This window comes from Streptomyces sp. NBC_00513 (genome assembly GCF_041431415.1).
In the GTDB taxonomy this organism is placed as follows: Bacteria; Actinomycetota; Actinomycetes; order Streptomycetales; family Streptomycetaceae; genus Streptomyces.
In genome coordinates, this window is record NZ_CP107845.1 from 1,375,572 (window position 1) to 1,393,415 (window position 17,844).

At 73.3% G+C, this 17,844-nt stretch carries 16 protein-coding genes and 1 pseudogene; 9 read left to right on the forward strand and 8 right to left on the reverse strand.

The annotated features are described in order from the left end of the window. Positions 1 to 60: 60 nt before the first annotated feature. The gene (locus tag OHA84_RS06560; protein WP_266972697.1) at positions 61 to 714 is read left to right on the forward strand and encodes a DUF305 domain-containing protein; all 654 of its coding nucleotides are present in this window, start codon (positions 61 to 63) and stop codon (positions 712 to 714) included. A gap of 52 nt (positions 715 to 766) precedes the next feature. Beyond that, positions 767 to 2,146, forward strand: a complete 1,380-nt coding sequence (locus OHA84_RS06565) for an FAD-dependent oxidoreductase (protein WP_266972695.1) — start codon at positions 767 to 769, stop codon at positions 2,144 to 2,146. A gap of 61 nt (positions 2,147 to 2,207) precedes the next feature. Here the strand turns inward: OHA84_RS06565 and OHA84_RS06570 are convergent. Next, a pseudogene (locus tag OHA84_RS06570) lies at positions 2,208 to 2,546 on the reverse strand (ArsR/SmtB family transcription factor); the annotation flags it as partial. A 160-nt stretch (positions 2,547 to 2,706) separates the two neighbouring features. Next, positions 2,707 to 3,807 (reverse strand): NADH:flavin oxidoreductase/NADH oxidase, encoded by a 1,101-nt coding sequence (locus tag OHA84_RS06575; protein WP_266972693.1) that lies wholly within the window; start codon positions 3,805 to 3,807, stop codon positions 2,707 to 2,709. 229 nt (positions 3,808 to 4,036) lie between these two features. Here OHA84_RS06575 and OHA84_RS06580 point away from each other — a divergent pair, with 229 nt between their 5' ends. The 3 genes from OHA84_RS06580 to OHA84_RS06590 all read left to right on the forward strand — a co-directional run bounded on the left by OHA84_RS06580 (position 4,037) and on the right by OHA84_RS06590 (position 6,870). Next, positions 4,037 to 5,125, forward strand: coding sequence for an exo-alpha-sialidase (locus tag OHA84_RS06580; RefSeq protein ID WP_266972691.1), 1,089 nt, complete (start codon positions 4,037 to 4,039; stop codon positions 5,123 to 5,125). A gap of 27 nt (positions 5,126 to 5,152) precedes the next feature. Then, a complete protein-coding gene (locus OHA84_RS06585; protein ID WP_053678255.1) occupies positions 5,153 to 5,839 on the forward strand; it encodes a uracil-DNA glycosylase in 687 nt (228 codons plus the stop codon). A gap of 110 nt (positions 5,840 to 5,949) precedes the next feature. Beyond that, positions 5,950 to 6,870 (forward strand): sirohydrochlorin chelatase, encoded by a 921-nt coding sequence (locus OHA84_RS06590; protein ID WP_078998865.1) that lies wholly within the window; start codon positions 5,950 to 5,952, stop codon positions 6,868 to 6,870. 94 nt (positions 6,871 to 6,964) lie between these two features. Here the strand turns inward: OHA84_RS06590 and OHA84_RS06595 are convergent, their stop codons facing one another. The 4 genes from OHA84_RS06595 to OHA84_RS06610 form a co-directional block, all read right to left on the reverse strand. After that, positions 6,965 to 8,032: a lactonase family protein gene (locus tag OHA84_RS06595; RefSeq protein WP_266972688.1), complete on the reverse strand. Its 1,068-nt coding sequence runs from the start codon at positions 8,030 to 8,032 to the stop codon at positions 6,965 to 6,967. Between the two features lie 55 nt (positions 8,033 to 8,087). After that, entirely contained in the window at positions 8,088 to 9,227 is a 1,140-nt protein-coding gene (locus OHA84_RS06600) for a nitric oxide synthase oxygenase (protein ID WP_266972686.1), read from the reverse strand. A gap of 220 nt (positions 9,228 to 9,447) precedes the next feature. Then, positions 9,448 to 10,101: a response regulator transcription factor gene (locus tag OHA84_RS06605; protein ID WP_266972684.1), complete on the reverse strand. Its 654-nt coding sequence runs from the start codon at positions 10,099 to 10,101 to the stop codon at positions 9,448 to 9,450. After that, on the reverse strand, positions 10,098 to 11,087 hold the full coding sequence (locus tag OHA84_RS06610) for a HAMP domain-containing sensor histidine kinase (protein WP_266972682.1): 990 nt from the start codon (positions 11,085 to 11,087) through the stop codon (positions 10,098 to 10,100). Before OHA84_RS06610 ends, OHA84_RS06605 begins: the two co-directional genes overlap by 4 nt. 310 nt (positions 11,088 to 11,397) lie before the next feature. Here OHA84_RS06610 and OHA84_RS06615 point away from each other — a divergent pair, with 310 nt between their 5' ends. Then, positions 11,398 to 11,868: a cation:proton antiporter regulatory subunit gene (locus OHA84_RS06615; RefSeq protein WP_053678243.1), complete on the forward strand. Its 471-nt coding sequence runs from the start codon at positions 11,398 to 11,400 to the stop codon at positions 11,866 to 11,868. 4 nt (positions 11,869 to 11,872) lie between these two features. Then, positions 11,873 to 13,135, forward strand: coding sequence for a cation:proton antiporter (locus OHA84_RS06620; RefSeq protein ID WP_053678241.1), 1,263 nt, complete (start codon positions 11,873 to 11,875; stop codon positions 13,133 to 13,135). A 22-nt stretch (positions 13,136 to 13,157) separates the two neighbouring features. Here OHA84_RS06620 and OHA84_RS06625 read toward each other — a convergent pair whose 3' ends face one another. Then, entirely contained in the window at positions 13,158 to 14,660 is a 1,503-nt protein-coding gene (locus OHA84_RS06625; protein ID WP_266974123.1) for an FUSC family protein, read from the reverse strand. Between the two features lie 325 nt (positions 14,661 to 14,985). Further along, positions 14,986 to 15,444 carry an Lrp/AsnC family transcriptional regulator gene (locus tag OHA84_RS06630; protein WP_053678237.1) on the reverse strand — a complete coding sequence of 153 codons (459 nt, stop codon included), beginning with the start codon at positions 15,442 to 15,444 and terminating at the stop codon, positions 14,986 to 14,988. Positions 15,445 to 15,534: 90 nt separating this feature from the next. Between OHA84_RS06630 and OHA84_RS06635 the strand changes: the two genes are divergently transcribed. Together OHA84_RS06635 and OHA84_RS06640 are read left to right on the forward strand one after the other, a co-directional pair. After that, positions 15,535 to 16,539, forward strand: a complete 1,005-nt coding sequence (locus OHA84_RS06635) for a DMT family transporter (RefSeq protein WP_266972679.1) — start codon at positions 15,535 to 15,537, stop codon at positions 16,537 to 16,539. Next, positions 16,532 to 17,737, forward strand: coding sequence for an aromatic amino acid transaminase (locus OHA84_RS06640; RefSeq protein ID WP_053678235.1), 1,206 nt, complete (start codon positions 16,532 to 16,534; stop codon positions 17,735 to 17,737). Before OHA84_RS06635 ends, OHA84_RS06640 begins: the two co-directional genes overlap by 8 nt. The last annotated feature ends 107 nt before the right edge of the window (positions 17,738 to 17,844 follow it).

A 17,844-nucleotide genomic window follows, 5' to 3' on the forward strand; every position in this document is an offset into this window, starting at 1 on the left:
GCCCGTGCGTTCCGCTCTTCCTGGGAACGGAACCTGGACCCCGGCAGTATCGTCCTTTCCATGGACATGGCAAACGCCTTACTCGGCCGAATCCTGGGAGCGGCGCTGACCGCCGGTCTCCTGTTCACCCTCGCCGGCTGCCGGCAGGACGGGGCGGCGGACGACGCCCGTGACGGCGCGCCGGTGGTCGTGGCCCCCGGCAGACCGGGTGAGAGGGCACGGACCCTCTCCCCCGAACAGGCGGCCAAGGAGCGTCCGGACGACAGTCCCAACGCCGCCGACCAGACGTACGTGCGCCACATGATCGAGCACCACGGGCAGGCGCTGACGATGAGCGCGCTCGCCCCGACCCGGGCCTCGGCCGACGGGGTCAAGCGGGTCGCGGAACGCATAGCCGCCGCGCAGCGACCCGAGATGGGGGCCATGGAGAAGTGGCGGGCACGGCACCCGGAGCCCTCCACCGACGCCGGATCCCATGACCACGGAGCGATGCCGGGCATGGCCACGGAGCGGCAACTCGCGGATCTCGCCGCGGCGAGGGGCGCGGACTTCGACCGGCTCTTCCTCACGCTGATGATCGCCCACCACGAGGGCGCCGTGAAGATGGCGGGCGAGGCGCTGGCCGGGGGCAACAACGTGGCGGTCGAGGAGATGGCGACGGAGGTGGTGGCCACCCAGAGCGCCGAGATCCACCGTATGCGCGCGATGGGCTGACGGCCGGGGGGCCCGGTGTCATGCTGGGAACACCTGCGGGAGGAGCTCCGCCGTGCTTCGTGTCGCCGTCGTCGGTTCGGGCCCGAGCGGGGTCTACGCCGCGCAGACCCTGGTCCAGCAGCGCGAGGTGCCGGGTGTACGGGTCGATGTGCTGGACCGACTGCCGGCGCCGTACGGGCTCGTGCGGTACGGGGTGGCCCCCGACCACGAGAAGATCAAGTCGCTGACCGGAAGTCTGCGCGCGGTGCTGGAGGACGGGCGGATCCGCTTCCTCGGGAACGTGGAGGTGGGCGGCCCGAGCCTGACCACCGCCCGGCTGCTGGAGCTGTACCACGCGGTCGTGTACTGCGTCGGCGCCGCCCGGGACCGGCTGCTGGGGATCCCCGGCGAGGAACTGGCCGGGGTGCACTCCGCGACGGCCTTCGTGGCCTGGTACAGCGGGCACCCGGACGCGGCGGCCTTCGATCTGCGCGGGGTGCGCTCGGCGGTGGTGGTCGGGGCGGGCAACGTCGCGGTGGACGTGACCCGCATCCTGGCCCGGGGCGCGCCCGAGCTGACGGCGACCGACATGCCGCACCCGGCTCTGGGGGTGCTGGCGGGCAGTGGTCTGCGGACGGTGTCGATGGTCGCCCGGCGCGGCCCCTCCCAGGGCCGGTTCACCACGAAGGAACTGCGCGAACTGGGCACCCTGCCGGGGGTCGCGGTGCGGGTGGATCCCGCCGAACTGGCCCTGGACCCGACCTACCGCGACCCGGACGCGGCGGCCGCGCTGCCCGCCGTGGCCCGGCGGAACCTGGAGGTGCTGCGGGGCTGGGCCGAGGCGGACGGCGAGGAGGCGGCCGAGAAGCCGGATCGGACCATCGCCCTGCGGTTCCAGTTGCGTCCGGCGATGGTGCTGGGCGGGACGGACGGGCGGGTCGTCGGCATGCGGTTCGAGCGGACCGCGCAGGACGGCGCGGGCGGGGTGACCGGCACGGGCGGGTACGAGGACGTCCCGGCGGAGCTGGTCCTGCGGTCGGTGGGGTACCAGGGCGTGCCCCTGCCCGGTCTGCCGTTCGACGCCGCGCGCGGCACGATCCCGCACGCGGCGGGTCGGGTGCTGCGCGCGGGCCGGGCCTCGGTCGGGGAGTACGTGGCGGGCTGGATCAAACGCGGCCCGACCGGGGTGATCGGCACGAACCGGCCGTGCGCCAAGGAGACGGCGTCCTCGCTGCTCCAGGACGCGGGGGCGCTGGCCCGGCGCGAGCTTCCGGGCGACCCGCTGGACGCCCTGCGGGCGGCGGGACTGAGGCCGGTGGAGTGGCCGGGCTGGCTGGCCATCGAGATCGCGGAGGCCGACCTGGGGCGCTCGCTGGGACGCCGCTCCGTCAAGATCCCCGACTGGTCGGGCCTGCTGGGCGCGGCGGGCTCCCCGTCGCCCCCTACGCCGTGACCGCTGTCGTGTCCCGCGCCGTCACCGGATCGGCGGTCGGATCCGCCGCGGAGGTGGTCGTGAGGCGGGCCTCCTGGGCGCTCGCCGCCTGGAGGACGCTGTCCAGCAGGCCGGGGAAGAGGGCCTCCAGGTCGGCGTCGCGCAGGCCGTTCAGCTTGGTGGTGCCCGCGTAGGTCTGCCGTACGACGCCGCTCTCGCGCAGCACCCGGAAGTGGTGCGTGGTCGTCGACTTGGTGACCGGCAACGCGAAGTGCGAACAGGCGAGTTCGGTGTCCGAGGAGGCCAGGTCCCGGACGATGGACAGTCGCAGCGGGTCGGAAAGCGCGTGCAGCACGCCCTCCAGGCGGATCTCGGCGCGGTCGGGGTGGGCGAGTGCGCGGGTGGTCTCACGTTCCGCCATGTCCTGCTCCACTCGCTCGGTGTGACTCGTGCCGCCATTGTACGAGGGATGCCGTACGAGACGGCCCGCGCGGGGAGGGCCGTCTCGCGGCGGGGACGTCTCCCGGCGAGTCGCCTCCCGGTGGGGTCGGCCCGGGCGTGGGGGCCCGGGCCGACCCGGTTCACCAGGCCCGGTGGTACGGGGAGGGCGTACGCGGCTCCGCGCCCAGTTCGGCCGCCGCGCGGCGGGCCCAGTACGGGTCGCGGAGCAGTTCCCGGCCGAGCAGGATCGCGTCGGCCTCCCCGTTGGACAGGATCTTCTCGGCCTGGGCGGGCTCGGTGATCAGGCCGACGGCGGCGACGGGCAGCGAGGTCTCGGCCTTGACCCGGGCCGCGAAGGGCACCTGGAAGCCGGGAGCCACCGGGATCTCGGCGTCCGGGGCGAGTCCGCCGGTGGAGACGTCGAGGAAGTCCACGCCGTGCTCGTGCAGGAGAGCGGCCAACCGGACGGTGTCGTCGCCGGTCCAGCCGTCCTCTTCCAGCCAGTCGGTGGCGGAGATCCTGAAGAACAGCGGGAGTTCCGCGGGCCACACCGCCCGTACGGCGTCGACGACTTCGAGGGCGAAGCGGGTGCGGTTCTCGAAGGAGCCGCCGTATTCGTCGGTGCGGTGATTGCTGCGCGGGGACAGGAACTGCCCGATGAGGTAGCCGTGCGCGCCGTGGATCTCGACGATCTCGAAGCCGGCTTCGAGGGAGCGGCGGGCGGCGTCCGCGAACTGCGCGGTGACCTCGTGGATCTGCTCGACCGTCAGCTCGTGCGGGATCGGGTCGCCCTCGTGGAAGGGCAGCGCGCTCGGGGCGTCGGGCAGCCAGCCGTGGCCCTCGGGTCCGACCGACCGGCCGCCCTTCCAGGGGCGCTCGGTGGATGCCTTCCGGCCGGCGTGCGCAAGCTGAATGCCCGAAATGGTGCCCTGCGACTTGAGGAAGGCGGTGATCGGGCGCAGCGCCTCGACCTGGGTGTCGTTCCAGATGCCGAGGTCGTACGGGGAGATGCGGCCCTCCGGCGAGATCGCGGTGGCCTCCTGGATGATCAGGCCGGTGCCACCGACGGCGCGGGCCGCGTAGTGCGCGAAGTGCCACGGGCCGGCCGCACCGACCGCGGGGCCGGTGGCCTCGGCGCTGTACTGGCACATCGGAGCCATCCACACGCGGTTCGGGATGGTCACCGAGCGGATCGTGCGGGGCTGGAAAAGGGCGGCAAACGCGGCGGGGGCAGCACTCATCGGGCTCTCCGGGTGTCGGCGGGCGCGCGCCGGGCTCGGCGGCTAAGTACGAGATTTACCGTACTACGAATTTCCCCGTACTACGAGACCTCTCGTACAACTGGGGTTCGCGGAGTCGCGGGGCCTGGACCGGAACCCGGAACGTCACTGCGAGCCGCTGTCGGCGGTCGGGTGCAGACTGGCTCAAAGCTGCTGTCGTGAAGGACAAGGAAGTCCGGAGGTGTCGGCCATGTCCGACGTTCTGCTGCTCGCGGGTACCCGCAAAGGACTCTTCATCGGCCGACGGACGGACGCCGGGCCCTGGCGGTTCGACGGGCCGCACTTCAACGCCCAGGCCGTGTCCGCGGTCGCGATCGACACCCGGGACCCGGCCCCCCGCCTGCTGGTCGGCGGGGACAGCGCGCACTGGGGCCCGTCCGTCTTCAGCTCCGACGACCTGGGCGCGACCTGGCGGGAACCCACCGCGGCGGCCGTGCGGTTCCCCCGGGACACGGGCGCCTCACTGGAACGGGTGTGGCAGTTGCACCCCGCCGGACCGGAGGCCCCGGACGTGGTCTACGCGGGTACCGAACCGGCCGCCCTGTTCCGCTCGACCGACCGGGGCGAGTCCTTCGAGCTGGTCCGGCCGCTGTGGGAGCACCCGAGCCGCGGGAGTTGGGTACCGGGCGGTGGCGGCGAGGGCCTGCACACCGTGATCACGCACCCCGACGATCCGGACGCCGTGACCGTCGCGGTCTCCACCGCCGGCGCGTTCCGGACCCGGGACGGCGGGGCGAGCTGGACCCCGTCGAACCACGGCGTCTCGGCCGTGTTCCTGCCGGACCCGAACCCGGAGTTCGGCCAGTGCGTCCACAAGATCGCCCAGGACGCCGGGAACGCCGACCGGCTGTACCTGCAGAACCACTGGGGGGTCTACCGCAGTGACGACGCGGGCACGGACTGGACCGACATCGGCGCCGGGCTGCCCTCCGACTTCGGCTTCGCGGTGGCCGCACACCCGCACCGGCCGGACACCGCGTACGTCTTCCCGCTCAACGCCGACTCCGATCGCGTCCCCGCCGAACACCGCTGCCGGGTGTTCCGCACACAGGACGCGGGGGCCCGCTGGGAGCCCCTGGAGCGGGGGTTGCCGGACGGGGACCACTACGGGACCGTCCTGCGGGACGCGCTCTGCACCGACGACGGGGACCCGGCGGGGATCTACTTCGGCAACCGCAACGGGGAGTTGTACGGCAGTCACGACGACGGGGACAGCTGGCAACTCCTGGCCGAGCACCTGCCGGACGTGCTCTGCGTGAGGGCCGCCGTTCTCCCGTGACGGATTGAGCCAGTAGAGTGATCGACCGTGGCAGCACGACCGTTGAACGAGATCGTCGAGCCGGGCTGGGCCCGGGCTCTTGAGCCGGTGGCCGCGCAGATCGCCGCGATGGGCGACTTCCTGCGCGGCGAGATCGCGGCGGGAAGGACGTACGTCCCCTCGGGGGCGAACGTCCTGCGCGCGTTCCAGCAGCCCTTCGACGAGGTGAAGGTGCTCATCGTCGGACAGGACCCGTACCCCACCCCGGGGCACGCGATGGGCCTGTCCTTCTCGGTGGCGCCCGAGGTGAGTCCGTGGCCGCCGAGCCTGGACAACATCTTCCGCGAGATGCACGCGGACATCGGGACGGGCCGGCCGCTCAACGGCGACCTGACCCCGTGGACCCGGCAGGGCGTACTGCTGTTGAACCGCTCGCTCACCACCGCCCCGCGCAAGACCGGCGGTCACCGCGGCAAGGGCTGGGAGGCCGTCACCGAGCAGGCCATCCGCGCGCTCGCCGCGCGCGGCAAGCCGCTGGTGTCCGTGCTGTGGGGGCGTGACGCACGCAACCTGCGGCCCCTGCTGGGCGACTTGCCGGCCGTGGAGTCCGTGCACCCCTCCCCCATGTCCGCGGCCAACGGGTTCTTCGGTTCCAGGCCGTTCAGCAGGACGAACGAGTTGCTGGTGGGACAGGGAGCGCAGCCGGTTGACTGGCGCCTGCCGAACGCCAGTTGATCCGTACAGTTGAAACGTATACGACATTCAACGGATAAATACGGACAGAAGCCGCCGGAAGAGGCCCTGCCCGAACACTCTCTTCCGATAAGCCAGTAGCATGCGGCGCCATGAGCTCCCCCACTGGGCCCGACAATGGCCTGCCCGTACGAATGCCGCGACCCCGCCCTGCCGGACGGCACCGCCGACCCGAGCCCGCGGTGGCGCCCGAGGGCGCGCCCGCGCTGGTGCTCGCCGTGCCCGGTGCCCCCTCCGCCGCCTCGCGCGGACTCGCGGAAGAGATCATCAGCATCGGTCGTTCCGAGCTGCCGGGCCTCGACGGCCGGATCGGGTACCTCGACGGCGATGACGTCGAGGGTTCCGAGTTCCCGTCGCTGTCCGGCGTACTGACCTCCGTCGCGCACGAGCGTGCCGCGCGCGCGGAGTTCTCCCGCGCCGCCGGGCACGAGGTGCCCCCGGCGACCGGCCCGGACGCGGTGGTCGTGCCCCTGCTGGCCGGCCCCGACGGCGACCTGTTGCGCCGCGTCCGCCAGGCGCTGATGGACTCCTCGGCCGCCGCCGAGCTGGCCGACGTGCTCGGCCCGCACCCGCTGCTCGCCGAGGGCCTGCACGTGCGGCTCTCCGAGGCCGGTCTGGCCCGCGCCGACCGGGCGCGCCTGTTCACCGTGACCACCGCCGCCGACGGCATCATCCTGGCGACCACCGGCGGCGAGGAGGCAGTCCGGGCCGCCGGGATCACCGGCATGCTGCTGGCCGCCCGTCTCGCGGTGCCGGTCAAGGCCGCCGCCCTGGACCAGGAGGGCTCGGTGGCGTCGATCGCCGAGCAGCTGCGCGCCGAGGGCTCGACGCAGTTGGCGCTGGCCCCGTACCTGATCGGCCCGGAGGCCGCCGAGGGGCTGCTGGACACGGCCTGCAAGGAGGCCGACTGCGCCACCGCCGAGGTGCTGGGGGCCTACCCGGCGCTCGGCAAGCTGGCCGTCGCGCAGTACAGCGCGGCGCTGGGGATCACCCTGGGCGCCGCGGCCCACTGAACCACCCGCTCGACATCCGTACGCGAGGGCCCGCGCTCCACGACCTGGAGCGCGGGCCCTCGTGCGTGCGGGAGCGGGCCCGTCGGCCGGGCGGTCAGCCGAAGACCACGCACGTGGCGGCGGGCACGGGGACCGAACCGGCCCGCCGCGGCCGGCCGGTCAGCGGGTCCACGTCGAACCAGGTGACGTCCCCGGACCTCTCGTTCGCCGCGTACAACCGGCGGCCCGAGGGGTCGAGGGCGAGGTCGCGCGGCCCGTGCCCACCGCAGGAGACGATGGCGGTGAGCTGCGGTTTCTCGGGCCCGCCGGCGAGCGAGAAGGTGACGAGGGTGTCGGCGCCGCGCACGGCGGCCCAGACGAAGCGCCCGTCGGGCGAGGCGACCACGGCCGAGGGGTGGTCCCGTACGGGCCCCGAGGGCCCGCCCGCGGCGATCGGAACCTCCGCGACCGGTTCCAGCCGCCCGGAGGTCGCGGTCCACCGGCAGACGGTCAGCTGGGCCTCCAGTTCGTGCAGGACGTAGACCACCTCGCCGTCCGGGTGGAAGGCGAGGTGGCGCGGTCCCGTCCCGGCCCGCAGCGCGGTCTCGCCGTACGGCCGGGGCTCGCCGCCGGCCGGGTCGAGGGCGTGGACCAGTACCGAGTCGGTGCCCAGGTCCACGGCGAGCAGCCGGCGGCCGGTGGGGTCGGGCACCACCTGGTGGGCGTGCGGGGACGCCTGCCGGTCGGAGTCGAGACCGGAGCCGCGATGCGCCAGGACGGCGGCGGGCCCGAGGATCCGCCCGTCGGCGGCGAGCGGGAGGCTGCTGACGCTGCCGGAGGTGTAGTTGGCGGCGAACAGGCGCCGACCCGCGACGCAGAGATGGGTGGGACCGGACCCGCCGACCCGGGCGGGGTCGCCGAGCGGTTCGAGCCCCTCGGCCGTGGCACGGAAGGCGCCGACCCCGCCCTGCTCGGTCTCGCTGACCGCGTAGAGCACCCCGGTGTCCCGCGCGAGGGCGAGGTACGAGGGGTCCACGAGGGCGGCGGTGGCGGAGAGCGGGGTCAGCGCCCCGGTGGCCGGATCCACGGCCGCGGTGGTGACACCGCGACCGCCCCCCGAGGTGAACGAGCCGATGTAGGCCCGGTGTCCGTCCGCTTGGTCCGTGCTGTGCGCGTCGTCCACAGGTACCTCAATTCCGCCGTTCCGGATCCGTTCGGAGCCGACGGTAACAGAAGGTCTAGACCAAATCCCGCCCTTGGGCCCTTTCTTGCGCGCCGCGGTGGTGAACGTAGGCCGTCGCGCTGGCCCGGTCCTCGTACGTGCGGTGGAACACCGGGGTCGCGGAACCGGAGATCGGCGGCACGATCCAGGACCAGTCCGCCCCGACCGCACGACCCTTGCGCTCCTCCCGCTCCAGGTGGGACAGGAAGCGCCGGGACTCGGTGTGGTGGTCGGCGATGGTCACCCCGACCCGGTCGAAGGAGTCCAGTACGGCCCGGTTCAGCTCGACCAGGGCGCGGTCCTTCCAGAGGGAACGGTCGGTGGACAGGTCGAGGCCCAGCCGGCGGGCGACCGCGGGGAGGAGGTTGTACCGGTCGGTGTCGGCCAGGTTGCGGGCTCCTATCTCGGTGCCCATGTACCAGCCGTTGAACGGCGCCGCCGGGTAGTGGATGCCGCCGACCTCCAGGCACATGTTGGAGATGGCCGGGACCGCGTGCCAGCGAAGTCCCCAGTCCGCCCAGTCGTCGGCGGCGTCGGGGTGACGGATCGGGACCTCCAGCACCGCGTCGGCGGGCGTCTCGAACCAGCGCGGCTTGTCGTCCACGCCCTGGACCACGAGCGGGAGGAGGTCGAAGGGGGTGCCGGGTCCGCCGGGCCAACCGAGGCCCAGCAGTGCGCCGGTGAGCGGGCCGTTGCGGGCGTCGCCGACGGTGATGGAGGGATGGTCTCCGTACCCGGCGTACCGGACCAGTTGCTCGCTCCAGATCAGCGGGCCGGGGCGGCCCGGGGCGTCCGGGGCGAAGACGGTGATGGTGGGCCGGACCCGGCCGCCGTTGGTGGCCTCGCGCAGGTGGGCGAAGCACTCCTCGGCGATGTCGTCGGCCTGGGTCAGTTCGCGGCGGTCGCGGACCCGCAGCGAGTTCCAGTAGAGCCTGCCTATGCAGCGGTTGCTGTTGCGCCAGGCGACGCGGGCGCCGTGCACCAGTTCCTCCGGGGTGTGTCGGTAGGTTCCGGTGCCCGCGAGTTCGGCCCGTACGGCGGCGAGTCGAGCACGCGGATCACCGGCTTCCGGATTCTCCCGGTGGAAGAGTCGGATGAACTCCTCGGCCGCTTCCCACACCTGAGCGGTGTCGGAGCGCTGGTGAAGAATTTCCATTCCGGGCCGTTACCCCCCGTTCGACCAGATCCACCCGGTACGTGCCGGATGAACGTGCATTCTCCGATCACCCGTTGTACATGCCGCAGGTCAGCGGCAGGCGACCCTTGCCAGGGGAACACTCGTCCGAGTGGTCTTGGCGGGAGGAGCCCCGAGAAGCTCCGGGAGCGGAGTAACATCCGCCCCGGTTGGCCGAGTTGTGCGTGTTCGGCGGCGGGGATCAGGGCTCGATGAGGCCGACGCGGATGGCGTAGCGGGTGAGTTCGAGGCGGTCGCGCAGGCCCAGCTTCTGGAGGAGGTTGGCCCGGTGTCGTTCCACGGTCTTGGCGCTGATGACGAGCAGGTCCCCGATCTCCTTCGAGGTGTGGCCCTCCGCGACGAGCTTGAGGATCTCCTCCTCGCGTTCGGTGATGGGCCGGGCCGGGAGCGGGTCGCCTTGGCGGGCGCGGTCGAGCCAGCTGCGGATGAGGGCGGTCTCGGCGCCGGGGTAGATGAACGGTTCGTCGCGCAGGACGGCCCGGCAGGCTTCCACGAGGTCGCGGTCGGCGACGGACTTCAGGACGTACCCGCCCGCGCCGGCCCGCAGGGCTTCGAAGAAGTACTGCTCGTTGTCGTACATGGTGAGCATCAGGATCCGCACCCCCGGCCGGAGGCGGGCGAGCTCCCGGGCGGCCTGTAGACCCGTCTGTCGGGGCATGGCGATGTCGAGGATGGCCAGGTCCACGTCGGTGGTGCGGGCCAGGGCGACGGCCTCGGCCCCGTCGGCCGCCTCGGCCACGACGGTGAGGTCGGGTTCGGCGTCCAGGATGAGCCGTACGCCGCCCCGCACGAGGGCGTGGTCGTCGGCGAGCAGGATCCGGGCCGGTGCGGTCATCGGGCGTTCTCCCCGGTGTCGGTATGGGTGTGGGTGTGGGCGGCGGTGTCGGGGGGGGCGACCGTGAGGCGTACGTCGGTGCCGCCGGCGGCTCCGGGGGCGACGGACAGTTCGGCGCCGATCAGCAGGGCGCGCTCGCGCATGCCCTGGATGCCGGCGCCCTCCGGCGCGGCACCCACGCCCCGGCCGTCGTCGTGGACCAGCAGCACCACGCCGCCGCCGGGTCGCGGGCGCAGGTGCAGTGCGACGCGGGTGGCGCCCGCGTGCCGGGCGGCGTTCGTCAGGCCCTCCTGGGCGACGCGGTACAGGACGAGTTCGGTGGCGGGCGTCAGGGCCGGCAGTCCCGGGGTGATGTGCGCGCTCACGCCGAGGCGCGGGGTGGTGAACTCGGCGACCAGCGACCGGAGCGCGCTGTGCAGGCCCAGTTCCTCCAGGACGCCCGGGCGCAGGCGTCGGGCGATGCGCCCGATCTCGTCGAGACCGGCGCGGGTGGTCTCCTGGGCCTGGCGCAGGTCGGCGCGCACGGGTTCGGGTACCCGGTCGGCGGCGTGCTTGAGCTGGAGGAGCACGGCGGTGAGGGTCTGGCCGACCTCGTCGTGGAGTTCGCGCGCGATGCGGTGGCGCTCCGCCTCCAGGGCCGACAGGACACGGCCGCTGCTGGTGGCCCGCTCGGTCTCCAGCCGGTCCAGCATGCTGTTGAACGTCTCGGTCAGCTCGGCGATCTCGCCGCGGCCCGTGACCCGGGGACGCCGACCGGGACGCAGCAGGTCCGCCGTGGCCATGGCCCGGGTGAGGCGTTGCAGCGGGGCGAGTCCGATCCGCAGGAGAACGGCGTTGGCGACGAGCATGGCCACCAGTCCGCAGAGCAGGACGAGCGCTTCCCCGAAGAGGACCGGGGTCGAGACGGTGACCGGACCGAAGAGCAGCAGCACGGCCACGACGAGCACGGCGGCGTTCAACAGGAAGATCCGCCAGTACAGCGACATGGGAGCGCGCCTCTCTCGTCGAACGTCCGTCCCACTATCGCCGTCCCCGCCTCCACCACCCGCATCGGCCGCCGACCGGGTCCGGCCCGAGCCTCGTCCCGGCCCCCACCCGCGGCGGGATCCACTTCCCCGCCCCACCCTCACCGCTGCGGACCCGTCCTGTCCATCCGTGCCGACACCCATTTCACGCGCCTTCGGAAAGTGGCAGCATGGGCCCGCGCCGAGGCCCGTGACCTGCCCGAACACGCCTGCGGCGCCGTACGGAAACCACGGATGGATCAAGGGGGGACGGGCTGTGCCTGCTCCACGGATGAGTACGACACCGCTGCCCGGCATCGGGGTCCAGTACGACCTCACCACGCGCGAACACCGCCACCTGTCGGTGATCGCGCACCGGGACGGCACCCGCACGGTGAACGTGTACCGGGCCGACGACCCCGACGCCTGCGCCCAGTCGCTGCACCTGACCGGGCCGGAGACGGCGTCGCTGATCGACGCGCTCATGCCGGCGCACCACAGTCCGAACGTCCTGCACACCACCGATCTGGGACTGGTGGCCGAACGGATCGAGCTGTCGGCGCACTCCCACTGGAACGGCCGCGTGCTGGGCGAGACCCGGATGCGGACCGAGACCGGCGTCTCGGTGGTCGCCGTACTGCGCCGCGCCGAGGCCCGCCCCTCCCCCGCGCCGGACTTCCGCCTGGCCGGCGGGGACACGCTCATCGTCATCGGCACCCGCGAGGGCGTCGAGGCGGCCGCCGCGATACTCGGACGGGAGTGAGGCCGTGCACTCCGCTGTCTTCCTCATCGAATTCGGCGCGATCATCCTCGGCCTGGGCCTGCTCGGCCGGGTCGCGGGGCGCCTCAAGTTCTCCCCCATCCCCCTCTACCTGCTGGCGGGGCTCGCGTTCGGCAACGGCGGACTGCTGCCCCTCGGCGCCAGCGAGGAGTTCGTGGCGATCGGCGCCGAGATCGGCGTCATCCTGCTCCTGCTGATGCTGGGCCTGGAGTACACCGCCAGCGATCTCGTCTCCAACCTCAAGACCCAGTACCCGGCGGGGCTGGTCGACTTCGGCCTCAACGCGGTGCCCGGCGCGGTCGCGGCGCTGCTCATGGGCTGGGGGCCGGTCGCGGCCGTCGTCCTGGCCGGGGTCACCTGGATCTCCTCCTCCGGTGTCATCGCCAAGGTGATGGGCGACCTCGGACGCCTCGGCAACCGGGAGACGCCGGTCATCCTCAGCATCCTGGTGCTGGAGGACCTGGCCATGGCCGTGTACCTGCCGATCGTCACGGCGTTGTTGGCGGGGGTGAGTCTCGCGGCGGGCAGTCTGACCCTGGCCATCGCGCTCGGTGTCGCCGGGGCGGTCCTGTTCGTCGCCGTCCGGTACGGGCGGGTGATCTCCCGCTTCGTCTCCAGCGACGACCCGGAGAAGCTGCTCCTGGTGGTGCTCGGACTGACCCTGCTCGTCGCGGGCGTCGCCCAGCAGCTCCAGGTCTCGGCGGCCGTCGGCGCGTTCCTCGTCGGCATCGCGCTGTCCGGGGAGGTCGCCGAGGGCACGCACACGCTGCTGAGTCCGCTGCGGGACCTGTTCGCCGCGGTGTTCTTCGTCTTCTTCGGCCTGCACACGGATCCGGCCAGCATTCCGCCGGTGATCCTGCCCGCCCTCGCGCTCGCGCTCGTCACCGCCTGCACGAAGGTCGCCACCGGCCACTGGGCCGCGCGGCGGGCCGGGGTCGGCGTCAAGGGGCGTTGGCGGGCGGGCGGCACCCTGGTGGCGCGCGGGGAGTTCTCCATCGTGATCGCCGGGCTGGCGGTCACCGCGGGCATCGAGCCGGCCCTCGGGCCGTTGGCGACCGCGTACGTGCTGATCCTGGTGATCGTGGGACCGCTGACCGCCCGCTACACGGAGCCGTTGGCGGTGTACCTGACCGGGCGGCGGGTCCCGCCGGGGCCGCTGTTGGCCGCGGTGCCCGCGCCGGCGAAGTCGCCGGAGGGCGTGTCCGAGGGCGTGCCGGAGCAGAACCAGGATCCGGCCGGGCGCGCCTGAGGGGCGGCCCGACCGGTCTCGCTCAGGCGCTGACCAGGGGGCCGCGCGCGGGCGTGCGCAACGGGGCGTCGAGCTGGGTCAGGAGCCGCTCCAGGCCGTGCAGGTGGGCCAGCGCGTGTTCGCCGGCGCGCTGCTCGGGGATCAGTCCCGCGGCCGGTCGGCCGTCGGCGCCGGCAGGTGTCCCGGGCGAGATCAGCGCCTCGACGGCGGTCTCCACGCGCCGGCAGGCCGCCGCGAGCCGGGCGTCGTGGCCGGCGTCCGGGTCGGCGGCCACGGTGACCAGCCCCCGCACCTCGACGGCGCACTCGTCGAGGAGGGACAGCACGTGGCGTGCCCGTGCCTTGCGGGCCGCGTACGGGCTGAGCGGGTGGACGAGCGGGGCGAGGGAGAGCCGTACCCGGCCCAGCAGCAGTTCCAGCTCGGCGGCGTGCGGGGCCGGGTCGGCGACCGGTGAGCCGGCCAGTCGGGCGGCGGCCTCGGCCGTGCACGTGCGGACGCAGAGCAGGGCGCGCTGGATCCAGGCGTCGTTCGTCGCGTGCGTGGTGACGGGCAGGACGAGGATCACGGCGAGCGCCGCGCAGACCGCGCCGACGGCCGTTTCCTGGAAGCGCAGCACGAGCAGGCCCGGGTCCAGGACGCCGAGGAGACCGTAGAGCAGGCCGGCCATGACCGTCACGGCGAACATCATCCAGCTGTACGAGACGGGGGCCGTGTAGAAGATCCCGAAGACGCAGACGGCGACCAGCGCGGCGGTCGGCGCGGGCGCCCCGTCCAGCGGGATGGCGACGAGCAGGCCGACGCCGATCCCGATGACCGTGCCGAGGACCCGGCGGAAGCCGCGCACCAGGGTCTCGCCGCGCGAGGCCGTGTTCACGAAGATCCACCAGACGGTGCCGACGGCCCAGTACCAGCGGTCCTCGGACAGCACCTGGCCCACGCTGAGCGCGACGGCGCAGGCGGCGGTGGCCTGGAGGGCCTGTCGGGTGGTGGTCCGCGCGAAGCCGGTGCCGGGCAGGCCGGGCGGGGTCGGGGGCGGCGGTGTGCGGCGCTCGATCGGCCACAGGACGAAGCGCACGGCGCCGGCGGAGAGCAGTGCCAGGCCGACGGCGGTGAACAGTTCGGGCAGTTGGGCGGGGACCGCGTGCAGGAACTGGGTGGTGAAGAAGCTCATGAAGGCGAAGACGCCGAGGGCGTGGCCGCGCGGACCCCAGCGGCGGGCGTAGACCCCGGCGAGGACGACGAGGAGGAACGCCGCGTCGCGGGCGAGCGTGATGCCGTGCAGGGTCGTGGCGAGGGCCAGTACGGGGAAGCCCGCCAGGGGCAACAGGGCCGTGGTCACCCGCTGGGCGCGCACGGTGGCGTCGAGGACGGTGAACAGGGCCAGCAGGGCCGCCAGTCCGCCGGTGATGGAGGCGGTCAGGGACAGTCCGGCCAGTTCGGCCGAGGCGACGGCCAGGCCGATGCCGATCACGGCGCGGAGCGCGTTCCTGAGTCTCATTCGCCCCGGGTCCGGAGCCACGAACATCCTCTTCACGGCGGTGTGCCGCCCCCCTCGATACGACGCGCGCCGGGCCTGCGTCCGCCCGGGGGTGGTGGGCGGTGTGCGGGCACGGCGAAGGCGCCACGGTCCGGAGCGGCCTCGTCGCCGTCCGGCGCTGCGTGGCGCCGTAAGTACATGGATAGGACACAGATAACCACCCCCGGGCCCACTGGCTCAACTCGGGCTCGGTCGACTGGGCCATTGGCCCTGTTCCGGGCTCGGGATGTGGGCCGGCGCGGACCAAGGGCCCGGCGTCGCGTCCGTGACCGGGCGTCGCGTCCGTGACCGGGCGTCGCGTCCGTGACCGGGGTCAGGCGGGGCGGGGGTAGGTGCGGGACTGTTTCACGCTGCCGTAGGCGAAGCTCGACTCGATGGAGGCGATGCCGGGGATGGCGTGGATCCGGTCGCGGACCAGGGCCTCGTACGCCTGGAGGCTTTCGATCACGACCCTGAGCAGGTAGTCGCTGCTGCCCGCCATCAGGTAGCAGTCCTGGATGTGCTCGATGCCGCCGACGTGCCCCTCGAAGATCCTGACGGCCTCGCTCGTGTGGCGTTCCAGCCGGATCCGGACGAAGACGGTGATGGGGAGCCCGAAGCCGACCTGGTCGACCATCGCCGTGTAGCCGCGGATGAGACCGGCCTCCTCCAGTCGGCGGACCCGGCGCAGACAGGGCGAGGGGGAGAGTCGGACGCGGTCGGCCAGGTCCTGGTTGGACAGGCGACCATCGGCCTGCAATTCGCGAATGATTTGCAGATCGACTGAGTCCATCGGCCCTCCTTGGCAGATTCTGCCCCAAAGCTATGCCTGGGAGGCAGAAGTGGCAATCGGCTGCCCCGGCTCAAGCTCTAGCGTTGCCTGGTGGCCGATTCCGGCCCCCTCATGCTGGAGGAACCCTTGGTCACGCAGAGCGTCCTGCCCGCGACGGCTCCCCCGCGCGGGTCCGTCGCGCACCGGCTCTCGCCACAGGCGCGGGGCACGGCGGCGCTGGTGGTGACCGTGCTGATCTGGGCCGCCTTCGCGCTCAGCGCCCGGGCCCTGAGCACCTCGACCCTGCTGCCCGCCGACGCGGCCCTGCTGCGGTTCGGCGTCCCGGTCCTGGTCCTGGCGCCCGCGCTGTGGCGGCGGCGCGCCCGGATCGCGGCCGTGCGCCCGGCGGCCGCCGCGAAGATCGTCTGCGGGGCGGGCGTCCCGTTCTTCCTCGCCGCCATGCAGGGCGGCTCGCTGACCTCGGCGGCGTTCGTCGGGTCGATCGTCCCCGGCATGGTCCCGCTGTTCGTGTCCGGGCTGATGGTCGCCGGCGGGCGCGGGATGCCCCGGGGGACCCAGGCGGTCGGACTGGCGCTGATCGGCGCCGGTGTCGGGGCCCTCGTCTGGCGCCACGTCGTCCCGCTGAACACGGACGTGCTGAGCGGCTCGGGGCTGCTGCTGGTGGCGAGCGGGCTGTGGGCCCTGTACACGGTGGGCCTCAAGGAGGTCGATCTCGATCCGGTCGGGTCGATCGGGCTGCTGTGCCTGCCCTCGGTCACGGTGATGGGCCTCCTCGTCCTCACGGGCGTGCTCCCCACCGGCATGGCCTCGGCGACGGGCGGCGACATCCTGCTGTTCCTCGTGGTGCAGGGGCTCGGGGTCGGGCTGTGCGCCGGCCTGCTCTACGCGTACGCCATCCGGGCGCTGGGCGCGGAGCGCAGTTCGGTCGTCGGGAGTCTGAGCCCGGTCGCCGTGGTCCTCCTCGCCATACCCCTGCTCGACGAGTCGCCGACGCTCGCCGTGCTCGTCGGCGTCCCCCTCATCACCGCCGGCGTCGTCCTCGCCAATCGGCGCTCGCGCCCCCGATCCCAGCCCGAGGTTCCCGCAGATGCTTGAGCTCCTCCTTCCGCCGCCCGTGGATCCGCTGTGGGACCTGACCGAGGCCTTCTGGGCCGACGCGCGGCCCGAGCGGCTGAACCTCGTCCTCGGGGTGTACCGGGACGAGACGGGCGGCACGCCCGTGATGGCGGCCGTGCGTGAGGCCGAGATAGGTCTGGCGGAACGTTCCGCCTCGAAGGAGTACCGCGGTCTGTCCGGCAACACCGCCTTCAACCGCGCGATGCTGTCGCTCGTGCTGGGGCCCGGTTCGGGCGCGGCCGAGGCGCCGGCCGAGCGGGCCGTCGCGGTGCAGACCGTCGCGGGCAGCGGGGCCCTGCGCCTGCTGGCCGACCTGATCTGCCGGACCCGTCCGGGGACCACCGTGTGGATCAGCGACCCCGCCTACGTCAACCACCGGCCCATCCTGGAGGCGGCCGGGCTGAACGTGCGGACGTACGCCTGGGTGGACGCCGAGGGTCGCCACGACACGGCCGGCATGCTGGCGGACCTGGCGCGGGCGCGCCGCGACGACGTCGTGCTGATCCAGGGCTGCTGCCACAACCCCAGTGGGGTGGACCCGTCGCCGCGGGACTGGGAGGAGCTGGCCGCGCTCGCGGAGCGTGCCGGCTGGGTCCCGTTCGTCGATCTGGCGTACCACGGACTCGGCGACGGCCTGGAGGCCGACCTGGCCCCGACGCGCATGCTCGCCGAGCGGGTGCCGGAGATGCTCGTCGCGATCAGTTGCTCCAAGAACTTCGGCCTCTACAGCGACCGCACCGGTTGCGCCGTCGTCATCGGTTCCTCCCGCGCCTCGCTGCGGCACGTGGAGACGGCCCTCCAGAACGCCGCGCGCACGCTCTACTCGATGCCGCCGGAGCACGGGGCCGCCATCGTGACGGCGGTCCTGGAGGACGAGGGACTGCGGGCGACCTGGCGGGCGGAGCTGAACGCCATGCGCGACCGGATCACGGACAACCGGCGCGATCTGGTCGCGGGCCTGGAGAAGCTCGGCTGGAGTTCGCAGGCGGACGTGCTCGCACGGCAGAAGGGCATGTTCTCGATGCTGCCGCTCGACCCGCGCCAGATGCTGCGGCTGCGCAGCGGATTCGCCATCTACGGGACCACCTCGGGCCGGATCAACATCGCGGGCATCCCCTCGCACCGCGTCCCCTGCCTCGCGCAGGGCGTCGCGGCCGTGCTGGCCGAGAAGAACTAGCCGCGCCACCGCGCGGGAGACGGGCCCTCGACCGCCGGGACAACGCCGCGGAGCGGCACGCGCCCGGCCGGTCGGCCGGGGGCGTGCCGCTCCGGGGCGGTTGCCCG

Coding starts and splice junctions, on each gene's coding strand:
- OHA84_RS06605 (WP_266972684.1), bottom strand. CDS start 10,101: ATGACCGCACCGGCCCGGATCCTGCTCGCCGACGACCACGCCCTCGTG.
- OHA84_RS06600 (WP_266972686.1), bottom strand. CDS start 9,227: ATGGAAATTCTTCACCAGCGCTCCGACACCGCTCAGGTGTGGGAAGCG.
- OHA84_RS06580 (WP_266972691.1), top strand. CDS start 4,037: ATGTCCGACGTTCTGCTGCTCGCGGGTACCCGCAAAGGACTCTTCATC.
- OHA84_RS06630 (WP_053678237.1), bottom strand. CDS start 15,444: ATGGACTCAGTCGATCTGCAAATCATTCGCGAATTGCAGGCCGATGGT.
- OHA84_RS06640 (WP_053678235.1), top strand. CDS start 16,532: ATGCTTGAGCTCCTCCTTCCGCCGCCCGTGGATCCGCTGTGGGACCTG.
- OHA84_RS06575 (WP_266972693.1), bottom strand. CDS start 3,807: ATGAGTGCTGCCCCCGCCGCGTTTGCCGCCCTTTTCCAGCCCCGCACG.
- OHA84_RS06625 (WP_266974123.1), bottom strand. CDS start 14,660: ATGTTCGTGGCTCCGGACCCGGGGCGAATGAGACTCAGGAACGCGCTC.
- OHA84_RS06560 (WP_266972697.1), top strand. CDS start 61: ATGGACATGGCAAACGCCTTACTCGGCCGAATCCTGGGAGCGGCGCTG.
- OHA84_RS06610 (WP_266972682.1), bottom strand. CDS start 11,087: ATGTCGCTGTACTGGCGGATCTTCCTGTTGAACGCCGCCGTGCTCGTC.
- OHA84_RS06590 (WP_078998865.1), top strand. CDS start 5,950: ATGAGCTCCCCCACTGGGCCCGACAATGGCCTGCCCGTACGAATGCCG.
- OHA84_RS06615 (WP_053678243.1), top strand. CDS start 11,398: ATGAGTACGACACCGCTGCCCGGCATCGGGGTCCAGTACGACCTCACC.